Origin of the sequence: Streptomyces deccanensis (assembly GCF_022385335.1) — a bacterium.
GTDB classification, from domain to species: Bacteria; Actinomycetota; Actinomycetes; order Streptomycetales; family Streptomycetaceae; genus Streptomyces; species Streptomyces deccanensis.
Genome location: NZ_CP092431.1, coordinates 9,594,770 through 9,612,035, shown reverse-complemented (window position 1 = coordinate 9,612,035; position 17,266 = coordinate 9,594,770). Strand labels below are relative to the sequence as shown.

General features: G+C 72.3%; 16 protein-coding genes. 3 read left to right on the top strand and 13 right to left on the bottom strand.

Going from position 1 to position 17,266, the window contains the following annotated elements; genetic code table 11:
- Window positions 1-436: 436 nt before the first annotated feature.
- The 4 genes from L3078_RS42255 to L3078_RS42240 all read right to left on the bottom strand — a co-directional run bounded on the left by L3078_RS42255 (window position 437) and on the right by L3078_RS42240 (window position 4,097).
- On the bottom strand, window positions 437-1,696 hold the full coding sequence (locus tag L3078_RS42255) for a glycoside hydrolase family 88 protein (protein ID WP_239759595.1): 1,260 nt from the start codon (window positions 1,694-1,696) through the stop codon (window positions 437-439).
- 121 nt (window positions 1,697-1,817) lie between these two features.
- Entirely contained in the window at window positions 1,818-2,741 is a 924-nt protein-coding gene (locus L3078_RS42250; RefSeq protein WP_239759594.1) for an alpha/beta hydrolase, read from the bottom strand.
- 307 nt (window positions 2,742-3,048) lie between these two features.
- Complete coding sequence (locus L3078_RS42245) at window positions 3,049-3,660, bottom strand: dihydrofolate reductase family protein (protein ID WP_239759593.1); 612 nt, start codon at window positions 3,658-3,660, stop codon at window positions 3,049-3,051.
- 47 nt (window positions 3,661-3,707) lie between these two features.
- Complete coding sequence (locus tag L3078_RS42240; protein WP_239759592.1) at window positions 3,708-4,097, bottom strand: VOC family protein; 390 nt, start codon at window positions 4,095-4,097, stop codon at window positions 3,708-3,710.
- 108 nt (window positions 4,098-4,205) lie between these two features.
- Here L3078_RS42240 and L3078_RS42235 point away from each other — a divergent pair, with 108 nt between their 5' ends.
- Window positions 4,206-4,841 (top strand): TetR/AcrR family transcriptional regulator, encoded by a 636-nt coding sequence (locus tag L3078_RS42235; RefSeq protein ID WP_239759591.1) that lies wholly within the window; start codon window positions 4,206-4,208, stop codon window positions 4,839-4,841.
- Here L3078_RS42235 and L3078_RS42230 read toward each other — a convergent pair.
- The 6 genes from L3078_RS42230 to L3078_RS42205 form a co-directional block, all read right to left on the bottom strand.
- Window positions 4,826-5,515, bottom strand: coding sequence for an ABC transporter (locus tag L3078_RS42230; protein WP_239759590.1), 690 nt, complete (start codon window positions 5,513-5,515; stop codon window positions 4,826-4,828). The genes L3078_RS42235 and L3078_RS42230 overlap by 16 nt on opposite strands.
- 65 nt (window positions 5,516-5,580) lie before the next feature.
- On the bottom strand, window positions 5,581-7,131 hold the full coding sequence (locus L3078_RS42225) for an ABC transporter permease (RefSeq protein ID WP_239759589.1): 1,551 nt from the start codon (window positions 7,129-7,131) through the stop codon (window positions 5,581-5,583).
- The gene (locus L3078_RS42220; protein WP_239759588.1) at window positions 7,128-7,994 is read right to left on the bottom strand and encodes an ABC transporter ATP-binding protein; all 867 of its coding nucleotides are present in this window, start codon (window positions 7,992-7,994) and stop codon (window positions 7,128-7,130) included. Before L3078_RS42220 ends, L3078_RS42225 begins: the two co-directional genes overlap by 4 nt.
- A gap of 38 nt (window positions 7,995-8,032) precedes the next feature.
- Entirely contained in the window at window positions 8,033-8,854 is an 822-nt protein-coding gene (locus L3078_RS42215) for a cupin domain-containing protein (RefSeq protein WP_239759587.1), read from the bottom strand.
- Window positions 8,851-9,360: an RNA polymerase sigma factor gene (locus tag L3078_RS42210; protein WP_239760714.1), complete on the bottom strand. Its 510-nt coding sequence runs from the start codon at window positions 9,358-9,360 to the stop codon at window positions 8,851-8,853. The genes L3078_RS42215 and L3078_RS42210 overlap by 4 nt, the downstream gene beginning before the upstream one ends.
- 216 nt (window positions 9,361-9,576) lie before the next feature.
- Window positions 9,577-12,939: an alpha-L-rhamnosidase-related protein gene (locus tag L3078_RS42205; RefSeq protein WP_239759586.1), complete on the bottom strand. Its 3,363-nt coding sequence runs from the start codon at window positions 12,937-12,939 to the stop codon at window positions 9,577-9,579.
- A 268-nt stretch (window positions 12,940-13,207) separates the two neighbouring features.
- On the opposite strand from L3078_RS42205, the gene L3078_RS42200 reads away from it, so the two are divergent.
- Both L3078_RS42200 and L3078_RS42195 read left to right on the top strand, forming a co-directional pair.
- On the top strand, window positions 13,208-14,305 hold the full coding sequence (locus L3078_RS42200) for a LacI family DNA-binding transcriptional regulator (RefSeq protein ID WP_338059551.1): 1,098 nt from the start codon (window positions 13,208-13,210) through the stop codon (window positions 14,303-14,305).
- Window positions 14,306-14,520: 215 nt separating this feature from the next.
- Complete coding sequence (locus L3078_RS42195) at window positions 14,521-15,495, top strand: GNAT family N-acetyltransferase (protein WP_239759584.1); 975 nt, start codon at window positions 14,521-14,523, stop codon at window positions 15,493-15,495.
- 72 nt (window positions 15,496-15,567) lie between these two features.
- Here L3078_RS42195 and L3078_RS42190 read toward each other — a convergent pair whose 3' ends face one another.
- The 3 genes from L3078_RS42190 to L3078_RS42180 form a co-directional block, all read right to left on the bottom strand.
- Complete coding sequence (locus tag L3078_RS42190; RefSeq protein ID WP_239759583.1) at window positions 15,568-16,068, bottom strand: hypothetical protein; 501 nt, start codon at window positions 16,066-16,068, stop codon at window positions 15,568-15,570.
- A gap of 284 nt (window positions 16,069-16,352) precedes the next feature.
- Window positions 16,353-16,781 carry a DUF5959 family protein gene (locus L3078_RS42185; RefSeq protein ID WP_239759582.1) on the bottom strand — a complete coding sequence of 143 codons (429 nt, stop codon included), beginning with the start codon at window positions 16,779-16,781 and terminating at the stop codon, window positions 16,353-16,355.
- Entirely contained in the window at window positions 16,774-17,247 is a 474-nt protein-coding gene (locus L3078_RS42180; protein WP_239759581.1) for a GNAT family N-acetyltransferase, read from the bottom strand. The genes L3078_RS42185 and L3078_RS42180 overlap by 8 nt, the downstream gene beginning before the upstream one ends.
- Window positions 17,248-17,266: the final 19 nt, after the last annotated feature.

Sequence of the window (17,266 nt, the reverse complement as noted above, 5' to 3'; positions counted from 1 at the left end):
GGCCCTCGCTCCAGCGGGCACCAACCCGTCGGCGGGTCGCGTGGCTCGGGTGGGCCGCCGTTCTCGGTGAGGACCGCGGTGGAGGCGTGGGCGACGCCGAGTACGAGGCCCAGTTGTGCAGGGCGCGCACGCCCCAGCGTTCGAGGAGGGCGCGGGCGGTGAGGCCGACCGGCCCGCCGCCGACGATCAGGACCGGCACTTCGGCATGCACTGCGGGCATGTCGGGCTCCTCCCGCTCACCCGCGTCGGTCGACGCGCCCGGTGAGGCCCGGCCCCATCTTCCGAACCCGGCGGCCGACCGCAACGCGGGCCCGAGCCGTACACCCGAACGTGGGCGACAGGTGCGGCGAACGGGTCGGTGGGCCGTCGGGGCGGCGGCGCGGCGGGGTGGCGTCGTGGCGGGGCGGGGTGGCGTCGTGGCGGGGCGGGGTGGCGCTCAGACCGTGGACAGGTCGATCGCGCGGTCGACGGCGCGCGGGCGCAGCACGCGCAGGATGCCTTCGAGCAGGTAGTAGTCGGCGTACGGGAGGGAGATCTCGATGCCGTCCTCGTTCGGGCGGTGGCGGGTGCAGCGAGCCACGACCGCCTCCGCGCGGGTCGATTCCCTGGTCAGGCAGGTCCTCGCCAGCGCGCCGAGGAGGCGCAGCGCGACGTCGCGGTACGCGCGTGTGCCGGTGGCGGCGGCCAGGTCGAGCAGTCCGCAGGCGGTGATCGCACCGGCCGACGCGTCCTTGATGTCGTGGGGGTGCTGCGGCGCCCGGTAGTCCCACACCGGGACGTGGTCCGGGGTGAGGGACCGCACCGCGTAGTCCGCGAGCCGGCGTGCGGTGGCGAGGAACTCTCCGTCGCCGGTCCGGCGGTACATCGTGGTGAATCCGTACAGTCCCCATGCCTGCCCCCGGGCCCAGCACGACGTGGGGCTGTAGCCCTGCACGGTGTTGGGACCGATGGGCGCGCCCGTGTCCGGGTCGAAGTCGAACACGTGCGGGGTGGAGCCGTCCGGGCGCGGGAACACCCGCTGCGTGGTCCTCGCGTGCTCGACGGCGATGTCCAGGTACTTCGGGTCGCCGGTCTGCCGGCTCGCGAAGGCGAGCAGGTCGAGGTTCATCATCGTGTCGATGATGACCCGGCCCGCGTTCCTCGGTTCGGTCAGCGCGCCCCAGGCGCGGATGAACCGGCCGCGCGGGTTGTACCGCTGGATCAGCGAGTCGGCGGCCCGTACGGCGCCGGTCCGCCACTTCTCGTCGCCGGTCAGCCGCCAGGCGGTGACCCACGACGGGTAGAAGAGGAAGCCGAGGTCGTGGGTGCCCGTGTCGTGCTGCCGGGGCGCCAGCTTCTCCGCCGACGCCTGGGCCCAGGAGCGGAAGGCGTCGTCCCCGGTGTGCAGCCACGCCATCCACAGCGTGCCCGGCCAGAAGCCGCCGACCCAGTCGCCGTTCTGCGAGTAGACCCACTTCTCGAACTTCGTCCCGACCGGGAAGGCGGTCACCCGGGGCGCGACCGTGCGGATCCTGTCGACGGCGAAGTCGGCGGCCTCGCGGAGCGTGTGGGGGTCGGGCAGGGGGCTCCGGCCTCCGTCGGCAGCCGTGGTCGTCGTAGCCGCTGATGCTGTCGTTGCCGCTGTCGCTGTCGTCGTGGAGCCCACCAGTGCGGCTCCGGCAGCCGTGGCCAGCACACCCCGTCGGGAAACACTCATGTCCGGGCCTCCAACTGTGCAGTGGGAGAAAGGAGTTGACCGAGCGTTGCACAGGGGCTCCGGTGAAGTACACCCACATGGGCAATGTTCATGAGTGTGAATACGAACAGTGCGGATCGCGTCAGGAGGCCACGGTGGACGGCCGGGGCTGAACGGGTCGGGGTGAGGGGGCCGTCTCGCCGGCCACCAGGCAGTCCTCGAGGAACGCGAGTGCCCGCAGATGGTAGGCGCGGGCGGCCCGTCCGAGGCTGATGTTGTGTCCGGCCCCCGGTTGACGCTCGACGCACACCCGCGGGGCGGCCGTGAAGTGCGCGGCGAGATCGGTGAGCGCCTCGTCGTCATGGCGCCACCAGGCCTCGTGCTCGGCGAAGGTCAGCCGTACCGGCACGCGGACGCGGGGCGCGGTGGAGCGGAAGAGCAGCGGCCAGCGGGCCAGCTCGGCCCGTTCCAGGGCGGGCACGGGCTCGACGATCGAACCGCTCTCCCGGAAAGTGCCCGAGGGGTAGAGGCTCAGCGGCCCCCAACTCCTGCGCAGGCGGCCGCGATCGGAAGCGGTGGGCAGCTCGTGCGGCTCGACGGCGTACAGATGGCCGCAGCCGGAGATGTCGATCCCGAGCAGGCGCGGCAGGCCGGGGTCGGCGGCCGTGGTGAGGGCCACCTTGCCGCCGTAGGAGTGGGCGAGCAGGAACAGTCCGGCTCCCGTGTCGTGGTGGGCGGCGAAGTCGCGCAGCGCCGCGCGCAGCGACACGGCCTGGTCCGCGAGCCCCTGCCCCTCGGGGAGCCGGGCGGCGGAGTGCCGGTAGCCGGGCCGGTCCACGGCCAGGACGGTGTGGCCGAGGCTCGCCCCCAGCGTGAGCAGCGACTGCTGGGGGTGGGCCCGGCAGTCGAAGTAGCCCGCGTTCATGCCGCCGCCGTGCACCGCGACCACGACGGCGCGCGGGGAGCCGCTGGGCGGCTCGCTGACCAGCGCGGAGAGCGGCAGCCCCGCCGCGTCCAGGGTGATCCCGCGTACCTGGTGCGCGGGTTCGTCGGCCGGTCCGGTCATGGTCGTTCTCCTCGGGGCCTCGGCGCGGGCGGGCAGGTGCGGGCCGTCGGCCGAGGCCAGGGTCTCCCGTCCCGCCGGTGTCCGCACCCGCGCCGCCGCGGCCGGGTGAACGCGGCGTCAGGAGATGTGCCTACCGGCGTTGGGCGGCCCCGCCGACGGACCGACGTTGGGCGATCCCGCCGACGGACCGACGTTGGGCGGTCCCGCCGACGGTGCGCGTCGGCCGACCCGTCGACGAGTACGGCTTCCGTCGGATGCACGTCGTGCCCCCGTTCCGTCGAGCGGCCTCGACCACGCGGCACGGCGTTCATGCCCGCGCCCCGGAATCGGGGGCGCGGTGGTAGGTGAGGAAGAGAACGCCGCTCTCCAGCGCGGTGTGGTCGGTGAGCTGCCACAGGCGGGGGTCGAAGGCCCCGCCGCGGGAGAACAGCGGTATGCCGGCGCCGAGGGTGAGGGGGCTGAGCTTGACGATCAGCCGGTCGATCTCCGGGTAGAGGGCGCCCGCCAGTCGGGCTCCGCCGAGCAGCCAGATGTCCTTGCCGTCCTCCCGCTTGAGCTCACGGACCCGCGCCACCGGGTCGTCGGCGACGAGTTCCACCGCCGGGGCGGGCGCCTCGGTGAGCGTCCGCGAGAAGACGAGGTGACGCAGGTGCGGATAGGCGTCCGGGACTCCGGCCGCCAGGCCGATCTCGTAGCTCTTGCGGCCTTCGAGGACGGTGTCGAAGTGGGTGCCCTCGGCCGTGACGCCCAGTGCCTCGCGGGCCCCGGCGGGCAGGGTCTCGGGGTACGTGGTGGCCAGGTGCCGGACGTAGTCCGGTGCGACCGGCCAGAAGCCGTCGGGGCCGGTGGGGTCCGCGCCGTCCGGTCCGGCGATGAAGCCGTCGAGGCTTGAGGCGATGTAGTACACGAGCTCGCGCATGGGGCCCTTCGTGGAGTGGTCGTCGTGAGGGGAGACGGGGGCCGGGGTCACGTCGTGGGGGCGGCCCATTCCACGAACTGGACGATCACACCGTTGGGGTCGGTGATCTGGAAGAGGCGTTCGCCCCACGGCTCCTCACGCAGCGGCAGGGTGATGTCGACGCCCGCGGCCCGGAGCCTGTCCTCTTCGCGGGCGATGCCCGAGTCGAGGGTGAACGCGAGGATGAGCCCGCCGGCGTGCCGATCGCGCTGCTCGGTCGGCAGGACCTCCGTGCCGCGGCGCAGGAGGACGATGTCGGCCGCGGCGTCGGGACGGCCCAGCGAGGAGAAGCCGTCAGCCGCCATGCGCTCCTCGTAGCCGAGGTGGGTCGTGAAGAAGGAGCGGGACGCGGCCACGTCGTCGACGGTGAGGGAGACGGTGGAGGCGGTGATGTGCACGCGGTTCCTTTCGAGTGGGCGATGCCGAGAATCTTACGTCGAACGTAAAATTACATGAGACGCATGAATGGCGTCAACATATTTTTACTACCGGGGTAAGATTTCTCCATGAGCATCGAGAGCACAGGACTGCGCGAGTCCAAGAAGCGCGAGACCCGGCAGCTGATCTCCGACCACGCCACTCGGCTCTTCATGGCACAGGGCTTCGAGGAGACGACCATCGCGGAGATCGCCACCGCCGCCCGCGTCGCCAAGAAGACCGTGACCAACTACTTCCCGCGCAAGGAGGACATGGCCCTCGACCATCAGGACGCCTTCGTCGCGGGCCTGGCCGAGGCCGTGGCCGCCCGCCCCGCCGGCGAGTCCGCCCTCGGGGCGCTGCGCCGTACCTTCGCGGCCGGCGTCGCCGCCCAGGACCCGGTCATCGGCTTCGCCGGCCCGGACTTCTCCCGGATGATCCACGACAGCCCGACCCTCTCGGTCTGCCTGCGCTCCCTGCACGACCGACGTGAGGAGGCGCTCGCCGCCGCCCTCGCCGAGGCCACCGGCTCCGCCCCCGAGGACATCACCGCGCACACCGCCGCGGCCCTCCTCGCGGCGGTTCACCGCGTCCTGTTCCGCCGCATCCAGGAGCTGACGCTCGCCGGCCGCACGAACGACGAGATCGCCGCGGTCGTCGCGGACGAAGCCGCCGATGCCTTCGCACTCCTGGAACCGGCCCTCGGGCACTACGCCGTGGCCTGAGCACCGCCGCCCGGGCCCGGCCCGCGCCGACGCGGACCCCGCCGTCGGCGGCGCGGCTCCGGCGCGCACAGCAGCCAGGCGACGAGCGCCGTGACGAACACGGCGGCCCACCGCACATGGGCGTCGTCCCAGTGGGGGTCGACCGGGGCCACGAAGAGCGCGAAGCGGGGCGGGAGCAGAACCCCGGCCGTGATCGGGAGCGCCAGTACGGCGCCGGCCACGGCGGGCCCCGGTACGCGCACCTGGCTGAACCGCACCGTCACGGCGGCCAGGGCGAGCGCCAGCGCGCAGAGTGCGCCGGCCTCGACGGTCATCGCGCCCGAGGGCAGCGCGGCCCGCCGCGCGGGGTCGGCACCGGCCCGTACGACGGCCAGCACCGCCACCCACCACACCACGACCGCCGGCGCCACGACGGCCGCACGCAGCGCCTGGCGCAGCGGACGCGGCACGGGCGGGACACCGGTGGTGTGCCGGGCCGGGTCGTCCAGGACGAAGGCCGTCCCCACCGCCCCGCACAGCGCCGCCGCCCGCACCACGGTGACCAGCACCTCCGCCGGGAGGTCCCCGAAGAACAGCGCCGGTACGGCGGCGAGGGCCAGCCCGAGGGCCCAACCGGCGGCCATCGTCGTCCACGGCAGCGACCGCGCCGTGGGCCGCACCAGCGCCGCGCCCACCGCGCCCAACGGAGGCCGCCGTCCCCGGCGACCCGACGGTCCCGGCACACGTACCGACACTCCCGTCACGCGCACTGGTACTCCCGGTCGTCGGCGGTCTCGGCCGGAGCGGTGACACCCAGCAGGGCCGCCGCGCGGTCGGTGGTCGTACCGGCGGCGGACAGCTCCGCCCAGGACGCCTTCACCTTGCGCTCCACCTCTCCCCCGGGCCGAGCCAACAGCGCCTGGACGACGGCGAGTTCACGGCTCCGCAGGGCCACGGCGGTGGCCGGGGCCTGGATCACGCCGGGGCTGTTGTAGGCGTCGCCGGACTTGTCGAACATGGCCTCGCCGTCCCGGGTGGCGCGGACCGCGAGCCACACCATCAGCACGCCCCGCGCATCGCAGTAGACCCCCTCGTAGCGCTCGTGCCCGACGACGAGGCCCCGGGCGACACTCGCCGCGAACTCCAGTTCCCGTTCACCGCCCCACGCCGTGGTCGCGGTCAGCTCACCGGGCGCGGCGGGCGGCGGCTCCGCGGTGCCCGACGGACCGTCGAGGGCCGCGACCTTCTGCCGTACGGTCAGCGCCCGGGACGCGTCCGGTTCACCGGCCAGCGTCCGCACCCGGTCCGTGACCCTGGCCCACTCGTCGGTCCAGGGAGTGAACTCGGGGAAGGCGCAGTACGTCGTGGTCCCCCGCCGCTCGCAGTCCTGCAGTTTCGCCGGGTCGCGTGTCGCCACCTCCCGGGCCTGGCGCACCGCGTCCGAGGGCGCCGTGCTCTGGAGGACGACGGCCGCCACGACGACGCCGAGCGCGCCCAGGGCGGTCGCCCGTACCGCGCGCGTCCGGCCGCCGCTCAGCAGCACCGCGCCGGCCGCCACCAGCACCGCGAGCGCCAGCAGGTACAGCGCGTGCGCCGCCGCGGGCCTGCCCAGCAGGTCGGACGGCAGCGGCCTGGCCCCCTCGTCGAACAGCACGGGGGTCATGCCCCGCAGCCAGGCCGGACTGCGCGAGTCGGCGACGAAGACCATGGACACCGCCACGAAGGCGATCACGGCCAGCGGTGCGACGAACGCCGACCGCGCGACCCGGGCGAGCAACACTCCGAGGGTGGCGGGCAGGAGGATCAGCAGCGGACCGGTCAGCAGTTCCGCCACCGAACCGCGGCCGACCGCCCCGGGCTTCAGCGCCTCGGCGGTGAACTGTCCGGCCACGATCAGCGCCCCCACCAGGACCGTCGGCAGCGCGGAGAGCACATGCGCGACCGTGCGCCGCCACGGCGGCAGGACCAGCACGGTGAAGGACGCGTCCGTGCCCCGCCGGTGGGAACGGAGCACCGCCAGGTTCACGGCGACCATCACCGCCAGGCCCAGCAGCAGTTGTCCCACCTGGGTCTCGCGGTCGATGTCCTGGAGGACCGGATAGTCGTCCTCCGGCTCACCGCCGGGCCACAGCACGAGTGCCAGGTACACCACCAGGGCGATCAGCACGAGGGGGTGAAGCAGCAGACGCCGCGCTTCCGCCCGGGCGAGCGCGAGCATGGCCCTCCGCTCGCTCCGAACCCGTACCGGATGCGGCTCCGGTCGCGGCTTCGGCTGCGGCTCGGCCGTACGGCTCCCGGTCGCGGCCGTCATGCCGCCACCTCCGCCACCGGGTCGCCGCCGAGAGCGAGCAGATAGCCGTCCTCCAGCGTCGGTTCGACCAGCCGGGCGCCCGCGGGCGGGTCGCCGACGTTGCGGAACTCGCCCGTCCCGGTGCGCCATCCGGCTCGGGCGCCGGGCTGCCGTTCCCCGCTGTGCCACACCCGGCCGTCCGCCACCGCCGTCAGGCCGGCGGCCGTGCCGTCGAACCGGACGCGTCCCTTGTCCATCACCACCACCCGGTGGCAGAGCATCGCCACGTCCTCGGTCTGGTGCGTCGACAGCAGTACCGTCCGGCCCTCGCCGGCTTCGGCGATCAACTCCCGGAACCGCATGCGCTGTTCGGGGTCCAGCCCGACCGTGGGTTCGTCCAGGACCAGGAAGCCGGGGTCGCCGACCAGGGCCGCCGCGAGGGCGACGCGCTGTCGCATGCCGCCGGAGAGCCGCCGTATCCGCTTGCCGCGCTCGTCCGCGAGACCGACCGCGTCGAGGACCCGACGGGCCTCGGCGTGCCGGGCGCGCCGGTCGGTCAGTTCCTTGAGGATCGCCAAGTAGTCGATGAACTCGAAGGCGGTGAAGTCGGGGTGGAAGCCCGGGTTCTGCGGGAGATAGCCCAGGTTCCTCCGCGTGTCCTGCCGGCCGCGGACGGTGCTCGGATCGTGCCCGAGGACGGTGAAGGCGCCGTGGTCCGGGGGTGTCGCCGTCGCCAGGATCCGCAGCAGCGTCGTCTTGCCCGCGCCGTTCGGTCCGAGCAGTCCCGTCACGCCCTCGGTGAGTCGCAGCGTGACGTCGTCCACCGCTCTCGTACCGCGATGGCTCAGGGTCAGCCCGGCGGCCGAGACCGTGGGTGGTGTCATGACAGCCTCCTGGCTGTGAATCTGGGGGATCGAGAAGGTCAGAGGGACCGGCCGAGGGCGCGGCCGCTGTCGAAGCGGTCCCGGGCCGCCACCAGCAGCACCGACGCCAGCACCGCGACGGCCGCCGCCGCGCCCTGACCCTTCGCGGTGAAGGGCAGCGGCGTCCCGGACTCCAGCAGGCGGCTCAGCACCACCAGGGCGGTCCAGCCGGTGCCGACGAGGACGGGAGCGAGGACGGGCCCCAGCCGGGCCGTCAACGCCACGCCCGTCGACGTCAGCGCGAGCGCCGGCAGCAGCCAGCCGAGCGCCGCCAGGCCGAACGACGGCAGGGCCAGACTCGCCAGCGCGCTCAGCGCCGTCGTCGTCGCCAGCACCGCGACCGTCCGCACCATCAGCAGCCGGAAGGTGTGCGTCGGCGCGACCACGGCCATCTCGTACGTCGGGTCGAGCCGCGGCCCGAAGGAGACCGCCACCCCCGCCAGCGGCAGCAGCGGGGCGGTGGTCAGGAGCATCAGCGGTGACGCGGCCACGCCCACACCGACCGCGAGCAGCAGTGTGAGCACCACGGCGCCGAGCCAGGAGCGGCGCAGCACCGGGGTCGCGGCGAGCAGCCGCGCGGTGTGGTCGGCCACCCCCAGCCGGATCAGGAGCGACTCGACGGGTCCGGGCCTCGGTGCGTCCAGGGCGGCGTCCAGCCGGGCCCAGCCCGCGTCGGTCTCGGCGGTCGGGACATGGGCCGCGAGCGCGGCCCGGCAGTCGGCGCAGGCGGCGAGATGGGTCTCGACGGACCACAGTCGGGGGGCCGCCAGGGCTCCGTGGGCGTACTCGCGCAGGTCCCCGTCGTCGGCGTGCCAGCTCATGTCAGGCCCTCCCGCAGTTGCTTCCGGGCGCGCATGGCCCGGGTCTTGACCGTGCCCGGGGGAATGCCGAGCAGGACCGCCGCCTCACGTGTCGTCAGGCCGTCGATCACCGTGGCCTGGAGGACAGCCCGCAGTTCCGGCGAGAGCCCGGCCAGCGAGCCGGCCAGGTCGCCGTGCTGCACCCGGGACAGCACGTGTTCCTCGGCCGACGCCTCGTCGCGCTGCCGCAGCCGGGCGAGCACCTGACGCAGTCGGCCCCGGGCCCCGTCGCCCCGCAGCGCGTCCACCAGGCGCCGCGATCCGATGCGCCACAGCCAGCCGGCCACGTCGCCTTCCCGGTGGTAGCGGGCGGCTCCCCGCCACACGTCGAGGAACGTCTCCTGGACGACGTCGTCGACCAGCACCGGATCGGCGCACCGCCCGCGCAGCCGTAGCACGAGCCAGGGGGCGTACCGGCGGTACAACTCCTCGAAGGCGCGGCGGTCCCCGTCCGCGACCGCCCGCATCAGCTCGGCGTCGCCCGGACTCCCCCGTTTCAATTCGCTCACACCCCCTCATCGGACGGGACGCCCCGAACGGTTCACACCGCGACGAACAAGGTTCTCCGGAACGGGAGTCGACCACGGCGAAGGGCTCCCGCACGAGACGTACGCAACGTTCGCGATGTACGCGACGTTCTCGTGGGGAGCCCTTCGAGTCCTTCGGGGCAGGGGGCGGATCCGTCAGGCGACGCGGATCTCCGCGAGCTGCAGGCGGTACTTGGCGGACTCGTCGGTGGCGGGCCTGCCGAGCCTGGTGACCTTCAGCCGGAGGTATCGGCCGGTGGCGGAGGTGAGGGTGTAGGTCCGGGCGGCTCCGTTCGGGTTCGGTTCGCCGGTGACGGTGCGGGCGGTGGTGTAGGAGGTGGCGCCGTCGAGGCGGGTCTGGATCGTGAAGTCGACCGGGAAGCCCGCCGTGCCGCCGCCCGCACCGGCGGTGTCCGTGCGCGGGTGGAGGGTGACGGTGCCGATGGCCCGGTCGGCGCCGAGGTCGACCTCGATCCACACGGGCGTGTCACTGACGTCGGCGGAGGCGAAGTCGATGCTGGTGAAGCCCTTGGCGCCGGTCGCGCTGGTGAGGGTGCCGTCCAGGATCCGGGTCTTGCCCCAGTCGCCGTTCTCCAGCGTGCAGTTGCCGGTGACGGTGGTCGCTGCGGTGGGCACGGTGAGTTCGGCGAGCTGGAGGCGGTACTTGGCGGACTCGTCCGTGGCGGGCGTGCCGAGCCGCGTGGCCCGCAGCCGCACGTACCGGGCGGTCGTGGTCCTGAAGCCGTACGTCTGGACGCGGCCGTCGGGGTTGGCCTGCCCGGTGACGGCGCGGACGGTGGTGTAGGTGCTCGATCCGTCGGGCCGGGTCTGGAGGGTGAAGTCGACCGGGAATCCGGCCGTGCCGCCGCCGGCTGCCGGGGTGTCGGTGCGGGGGAAGAGGCGTACGGCGTCGAGGTCGGTGTCGGCGCCGAGGTCGACCTCGACCCAGACGGGGTCGGCGCCGACGTCGGCGGAGGGGAAGTCGTTGCTGGTGTAGCCCCGGGCGCCGGTGACGCCGGTGAGCTTGCCGTCGGTGAGCCGGTTCCGGCCCCATTCACCGTTCTCCAGGCTGTTGTTGCTGGTGACGGGCCTGGCGAGCGCGAGGTTGTCGAGCCGGCCCGCTCCGGTGACCGTGAACGTCCACGCGCCCGGCTGGAGCAGGAAGTAGACGTACGAGGCGTCCTTGCCGTCGTAGGCCAGGCCACCGACGCTCCCGGTGGAGGAGCCGTTGGTGAAGACCGTGGTGTCGCCCGCCTTGACGACGGGCTGCGCGCCGCCGTACGTGGGCACACCCACCCGGGCGGTCGTGCCGCTCGGAGACGTGAGGGTGAGCGTCGCCCTGGTGCCGTCGCGGGTGATCCCGAAGCGGATGTCACCCTTGCCCGTGGGCACGACGGTGTCGATCTTCGTGAGGGTGCCGGTCTGCGGGACGACCTCGTACGTGCTCCAGCCGGGTGCGGTGGGGCGGACGCCGGCGGCGTAGGCGGACAGGGCGTACAGGGGGCCGCCGTTCCAGGCGTGGTTGTCGGTGCCGGCCGCCTTGTCCCACAGCTCCCACAGCGTGTGGCAGGCGGGGTCGGTGACCTGGGCGGCGAAGCGGTTGCGCATCCGCTCCTCGGCGACCGTGGCCGCGCCCATGAGGTAGAGCGCTTCGAGGACGTAGAACTCCATGTAGGGGCTGGCGTTGAGGTGCGTGCGCAGCACCTCGGTGACGGCCTTGTACCGGGAGGCGGGGGCCAGACCGGCGACGACGGCGAGTCCGTTGCCACGGTCGTCGGTGTCACCGGTGTAGCCGGGTGACCGGTACTCGTTCCTCGACGCGTTCCACAGGACGCGGTCGAAGTTGGCCTTGACGCTGTCGCGCCGGGACTTCCAGCCCGCCACGTCGCCGGTGTTGCCGCTGAGGTCGGCGAGCTTGGCGGCGGTGTCCAGAGCCAGGTAGTACCAGCAGTTGTCGAGGACGCGGGCGTCGATGTTGGAGCCCCAGTCCTCCCAGTCCCAGTCGCCCGCCCGGTGGTTGACCAGGCCGTCGCCGTCCAGGGTCCACAGGTCGAGGTACTTCTTGACCGCCGGGTAGGCGACGGTGACGGCGCTCTCGTCGCCGGTGTAGAGGTAGTACGTCCAGAAGGACCACACCGACGCCAGCATCTGGACGGGCAGTTCGGCGGTCCAGATCGTCGTGGGGACCGGCGAGTAGAGCTGACCGCCGGACTTCTGCCAGGCGGCGAGCTGGGCGATGGCCTTCTTGCCGAGGGCGTGGGACCGGGTGTCGAAGGTGTAGAAGCCCTCCTTGAGCTGGTTGACCACATCCCCCCACCACTGGGCGCGCTCACGCGTGGGACAGTCCATGTAGTTGTCGCGCATGTTGACGTACATCGTGCGGGCCGCCTTGGTCCACAAAGTGTCCAGGAAGGCGTCGCTGCTGCTGAACGACCCCGCGAAGTCGGTGTCGTAGCCCGACTCCCGGTACTTCAGCTCCAGGATCGTCACGTCGGCGGGGATCGTGTACCGCACCGCCGTCCCGCTCATCCACCCCAGCGACTCGAACTCCTGCACACCGCCGGCGCAGACGTAGGTGGCGCGCATGTTGTACTGCGTCCCGGGCTCGATCCCGGTGAGTCCCGCGCCGTCGTCGTAGTGGTCGGTCTGGATGCCGATCACGGCCCCGGCCGGTGCGTCGACCTTCAGGAACGGGGTCACCTGGATGTTCGACGGCAGCGTGGCCGAGATCGGGGTGGACCCGCGCCCCGAGGTCGGCAGCGACGAGGCGTTGGCGTACGCCCTCAGACCGGAGTAGCGGAACTGTGGGATCGGGCGCTCGACGAGACCGTTCCAGGGCGCGGCGCCCGCGGCGCCGAAGTCGGTCGGCGCGGTCCATGCGCCGTCGTCGAAGCCGGGCGAGCGCCAGCCCGACATGACGGCGGCGGCGCGGGCGTCGTAGTGCACATTGGACTCGGGCAACCGGAAGTTGACCTGCGTACCGCTGGTGTCGTGCGAGTAACCAGGATGAACCCGGTGCTTCCAACTGGTGTCGCTGACCAGCCGGGTGGTGTTCGCGCCGACCTCGATCTCCGACTGGAACAGCAGCCCGCCCTTGCCGCTGCTGTTGTGCGAGAAGCCCTGCTTGCCGAAGTACCAGACCAGCAGCGCCACCGTGTTGCCGCCGCTCTTCAGGTACGGGGCGAGGTCGATCTCGTCGTAGTAGGTGTCCGTGCGGTTGGGGCCGCGCTTGAGCCCGCCCTCGAAGACCACCAGGGTGCCGTTGACCCGCAGCCAGTACTTCGAGTCCGCCGCGATCCGGGTGACCGCCCTCGTCGGCGTCGCGGCGAGGGTGAACGATCTGCGGAAGGCCACCCACTGGTTGGTGGAGCTGGTCGGGGCCCAGATCCACTTCGCGGTCCAGGAGACGGCGGCGGACGCTGTGGCCGCGAGCCCCGGCAGCACGAGGGAGCCGAGGGTGGGAGCGAGGGCCACGGCTATGGCCGAGCGCAGGGTGGACCGGCGGGTGATGCCGGGCATGGGCGGCTCTCCTGGGGATGGCTGAGGGGCGGGTGAGGGGCGGGGCTGTGCGGTGCGTTGCGGTTCGGTGTGGTGCTGGTCGGTGTGGTGCTGGTCGGTGTGGTGCGGTGCGGCGCCGTACGTATTGAATCGATTCAATACGGGGTCGCATGCGGCTCATTCGTAAAACGTGCCACACGGGGAACGCCCAAAGATTGAGGCGAGGGGGGCCGGATCGTCAAGGACTCTGCGAGTAACGTTCCGAAACGCCGCCGAGGCGGAGCGGTGCGTGACGACGGAGGTGGGGACCCCAGTGCAATCAAGCGGCGGCTCGAAGCGAGTCACGATCGGCGACGTCGCGCGCAGCGCCGGCGTGTCCACCTCGGCCGTGTCGAAAGTGCTCAACAACTCCTACGGGGTGAGCCCGGCGATGCGTGAGCGGGTGCGGACGGCGATGGCCGAGCTGGACTACCGCCCGCACGCCGCCGCGCGGGGGATGCGGGGTCGTACGTACACGATCGGCGTGCTCCTCGCGAGCATCCGCAACGCGTTCTACGCCGATCTCCTGGACGGCGTGAACGCGGTGCTGCGGGACACCGAGTACGCGCTGTTCCTCGGCTCCAGCGGCTCGTCGGAGAAGTCCGAGAAGGAGGAGCAGACCCGGCTGATCCACGCGATGGTGGACCGGCGCATGGACGGCCTGATCCTGATCGCGCCCGCCGTCCGGCGCGCGGAGGTGGTGCGCATCGCGGCCGAGGTGCCGACGGTGGTGATCGGCCACCACGACCCGTCGCCGGCGTACGACTGCGTGGTCAACCAGGACGGCACGGGCGTCGACCTGGTCATCGACCACCTCGTCGAACTCGGCCACCGGGACATCGCCCACCTGTCGCATCCGACGGTGCGCGGCACCCAGTGGGAGCAGCGGCCCGAGCACCACGTCCGCGCCGCCTACCAGGCGGCGATGGCCCGGCACGGACTGGCGGACCTGGCCCGGATCGTGCACTCCGGCTACTCGGACGAGGGCGGCTACCGGGGTGCGCGGGAACTGCTCACCTCCGCGCGGCCGCCCACCGCGATCTTCGCCGGCGCGGACGTCGCCGCGACCGGCGTCTACCGGGCCGCCGCTGAGCTGGGGCTGCGCATCCCCGAGGACCTGTCGCTCGCCGGGTACAACAACACGTCGGTCGCCGCGCTGGCGCCGGTGAGCCTCACCAGCGTCGATCAGGCGGGCGCGCTGATGGGCGAGACGGCGGCCCGGCTGCTGCTGGAACGCCTCGACGGACGACGCGACCGCGCGGTCGTGACGGCGTCGACGCCGCATCTGGTCGCGCGGGGCAGCACGGGTGCGGCGCGGGGTGGGCCGCTGCGGCTGCCGAGGCCGTAGCCGCTGCCGCTGCGGTGAGTCGGCGCTTCCGCTGCCACTGCAGTGCGTCGGGGAAATGTGGATCGTTCCACGACGGTGGGTGGACGGTGCAAACGTGGGGCCCGGGCTCGAAGCGGGCGGCGGCTGCCCCGCCTCACCCGGGGCGGCCGAGCTGTCGCTTCGCCCCCGGCACGCGTGCGTGGTGCGATGGAACGGGGGCGGAAAGGAGGGCGATCATGCCCGCAACGAAGCGAACGGGTGTCGCCGCCTCGGTGTCGGTCCGCCCGCTGGTCGAGACGGACCTGGATCGGGCCGACGCGATCTTCAGGGTCGCTTTCGGGACCTTCCTCGGGGCCCCTGAGCCGGAGACGTTCTTCGGCACCGCCGACTACGTCCGCACCCGCTGGGCGGCGAATCCGCGCGCGGCCTTCGCGGCGACCGTCGAGGGCGAGGTCGTCGGAACGAACTTCGCCGCCGACTGGGGCAGCGTGGGGTTCTTCGGCCCGCTGACGGTACGCCCGGATCTGTGGGACCAGGGCATCGGCAGGCGCCTCATGGAGCCGGTCATGGCCTGCTTCGACACCTGGGAGAACCGCCACCTCGGCCTGTTCACCTTCTCGCACAGTCCCAAGCACCTCGAGCTCTACCGCCGGTACGGATTCTGGCCCCGGTTCCTGACCGCCATCATGAAGAAGCAGGTCGCCGTCAGCGCGGCGGTCCCCGGCCGGGTGCTGTACGGCGAGCTGACCGCCGCTGAGCGGCCCGACGCGCTGAGCCTCGGTCGCGCGCTGACGGGGGCCGTGTACGAGGGCCTGAGCCTGGAGCGCGAGATCACGGCCACGCAGGCGCACGGGCTCGGCGACACCATCCTCCTCCAGGGCGCCGACAGCGACCTCGACGGTCTGGCCGTCTGCCACTGCGGAGCGGGGTCGGAGGCCGGTGAGGACGTGTGCTTCGTCAAATTCGGCGCGGTGCGTCCGGGCCCGGGCGCAGCACAGCGCTTCGGACGACTGCTGGACGCGTGCGAGCAGTTGGCCGCCGAGAAGGGACTGGGACAACTGGACGCCGGCATGAACCTGGCCCGCGAGGACGCCTACCGGTGCATGGTCGACCGCGGCTTCCGTACGTGGCTGCAGGGCGTGACGATGCACAGGCCCAACGAACCCGGCTACAGCCGCCCGGACTCCTACGTGATCGACGACTGGCGCTGAGCGGCCGCTGACGGCCCGCCACCGTCGCGTTCGTTCCCGTACCCGTCATCGGCGAGGCCGGCCAGGCGCACCTCATGGCTCTGGTGACGGCTGGATGGCCTGGGGAAAGCCCAACTCGTCCAGCAGCGCGCTGAAGAGGTCCTCCGCGAAGGTCTCCCGCGAGCACAGCAGTTCCTCGACCCGCGACTGCTCAGCCGCGACGGGGACGCCGGCCGCCGCAGCCCACAGCCGGGCGCCCTCGGCGTCGGCCGGAACGTCCGCGCGGAGCTCCGCGCGCTTGCGTCGCACGGCTTCGTCGAACTCGGGTGTGCCCACCCACAGGCCCATGTCGTCCAGGTCCTCGGGTTCCTCGGCGAGGAGTGCCGCCGCCTTGTCCAGGTTGAGCCACGCCTGCCAACGCTGCCCGTTCGTACCCAGCCCTGTCACGAGGGCGATGTCGCTGTCGGAGACGTCTGCGACGCAGGCCGGTGTGCCGGTCCATCCGACCAGGGCGGACAGGTGGCCGTCCTCCCACAGTCCGTGATCGAACTGGAGGGTCTGCCAACCACCCGGTCGCGGCCACCACGCATGCACGGTGTCCCTCAGCCGCTGATCGATGCTGTCGAAGACGGGTGCTTGCAGCAGCGGACACGCACTGCGAGCGAAAACCAGGTGCCCCGAAAATCCCACCGGACCTCCCCCTTGAAGACGTTGCGCGCACCACATCCGGAGTTCGGGCGAACACCTGCGCAGGAACTCGTCCGTGCTGGCTCTGCCGACCGCGGATCCGCTGGGAGATCCGCCACGCGCTCTTCATTCTCGGGTATGCGCTCGTGCGTGCTCGGGTATGCGCTCGTGCGTGCGTGACGGCTTGTTCCCTACGCCGACAGCATCGGGACCCAGTGACTCATCACCTGATGCAGGCGTCGCCGGTGGTCGGCGATCCAGTCGTCCGGCGGGACGACTGGCACGCGCACGGTGACCATGGATCCCGACTCGTCCTCCACGACCACCTCCGGGCAGTCACGCTCTCCCATGAGCTGGATGGAGACGGAGGGCCCTCTGCTCCACTCCATCCAGGCGACGTCCTCGCCGGCCTCGAGCCGGTTCAGCGCGGCGGCCCAGCTCTCCAACTTCGAGGCCGACAGCACCAAGGCGATGCGGCCCGACACGAAGGGGGTCCTGACGACGATCTCGGCGTCGAGCCCGGCCGTCCATCTGGTGTCGCGCCCCAAAATGCTGACGGTGACGCTGTTCCCCTCGTCATCGGCGAGACAGATGAGCTCCCTCGGAGCGGCGTCAACCATGGTCGACTTCCCCGCGCAGTCGGATGTTCGGGCAGAGGTGGAAGAGTTCGGGGTCGCCTTCGTCCAGACCGTGGAGCAGGCCGACCGGGCTCCAGCCGGCGAACTGCAGCAGGCGCTGCATGGGGTGGTTGGAGACATTGGTCGAGGTGAACAGCTTCGGTGTGGTGCACCAGGCTTCAGTGGCCTTAAGGAGACGCGTGCCCACGCCTTGTCGGCGGGCGGTGGGCGCGACCATCAACATGGTGACGAAACCCTGCTCGAAGAACGTGTACTCCAGCACGCTGTAGCCCACGGGGCCGGACGCATCCTGAGCAACGAGCACCACGCCCTGTTCGCACCAGCGTCGGATGCTCACACCCCGCGCGTGGTCGCCCGCTGCCGCGACGGAGTCGATCCCGGCCAGTCCGGTCCAGTCCGAGGAGGTAGCGCGGCGCGTCATCAGCCCGCCAGGGTTCTCCAGAGCCATGGGGTGCATCGTGGCAGCC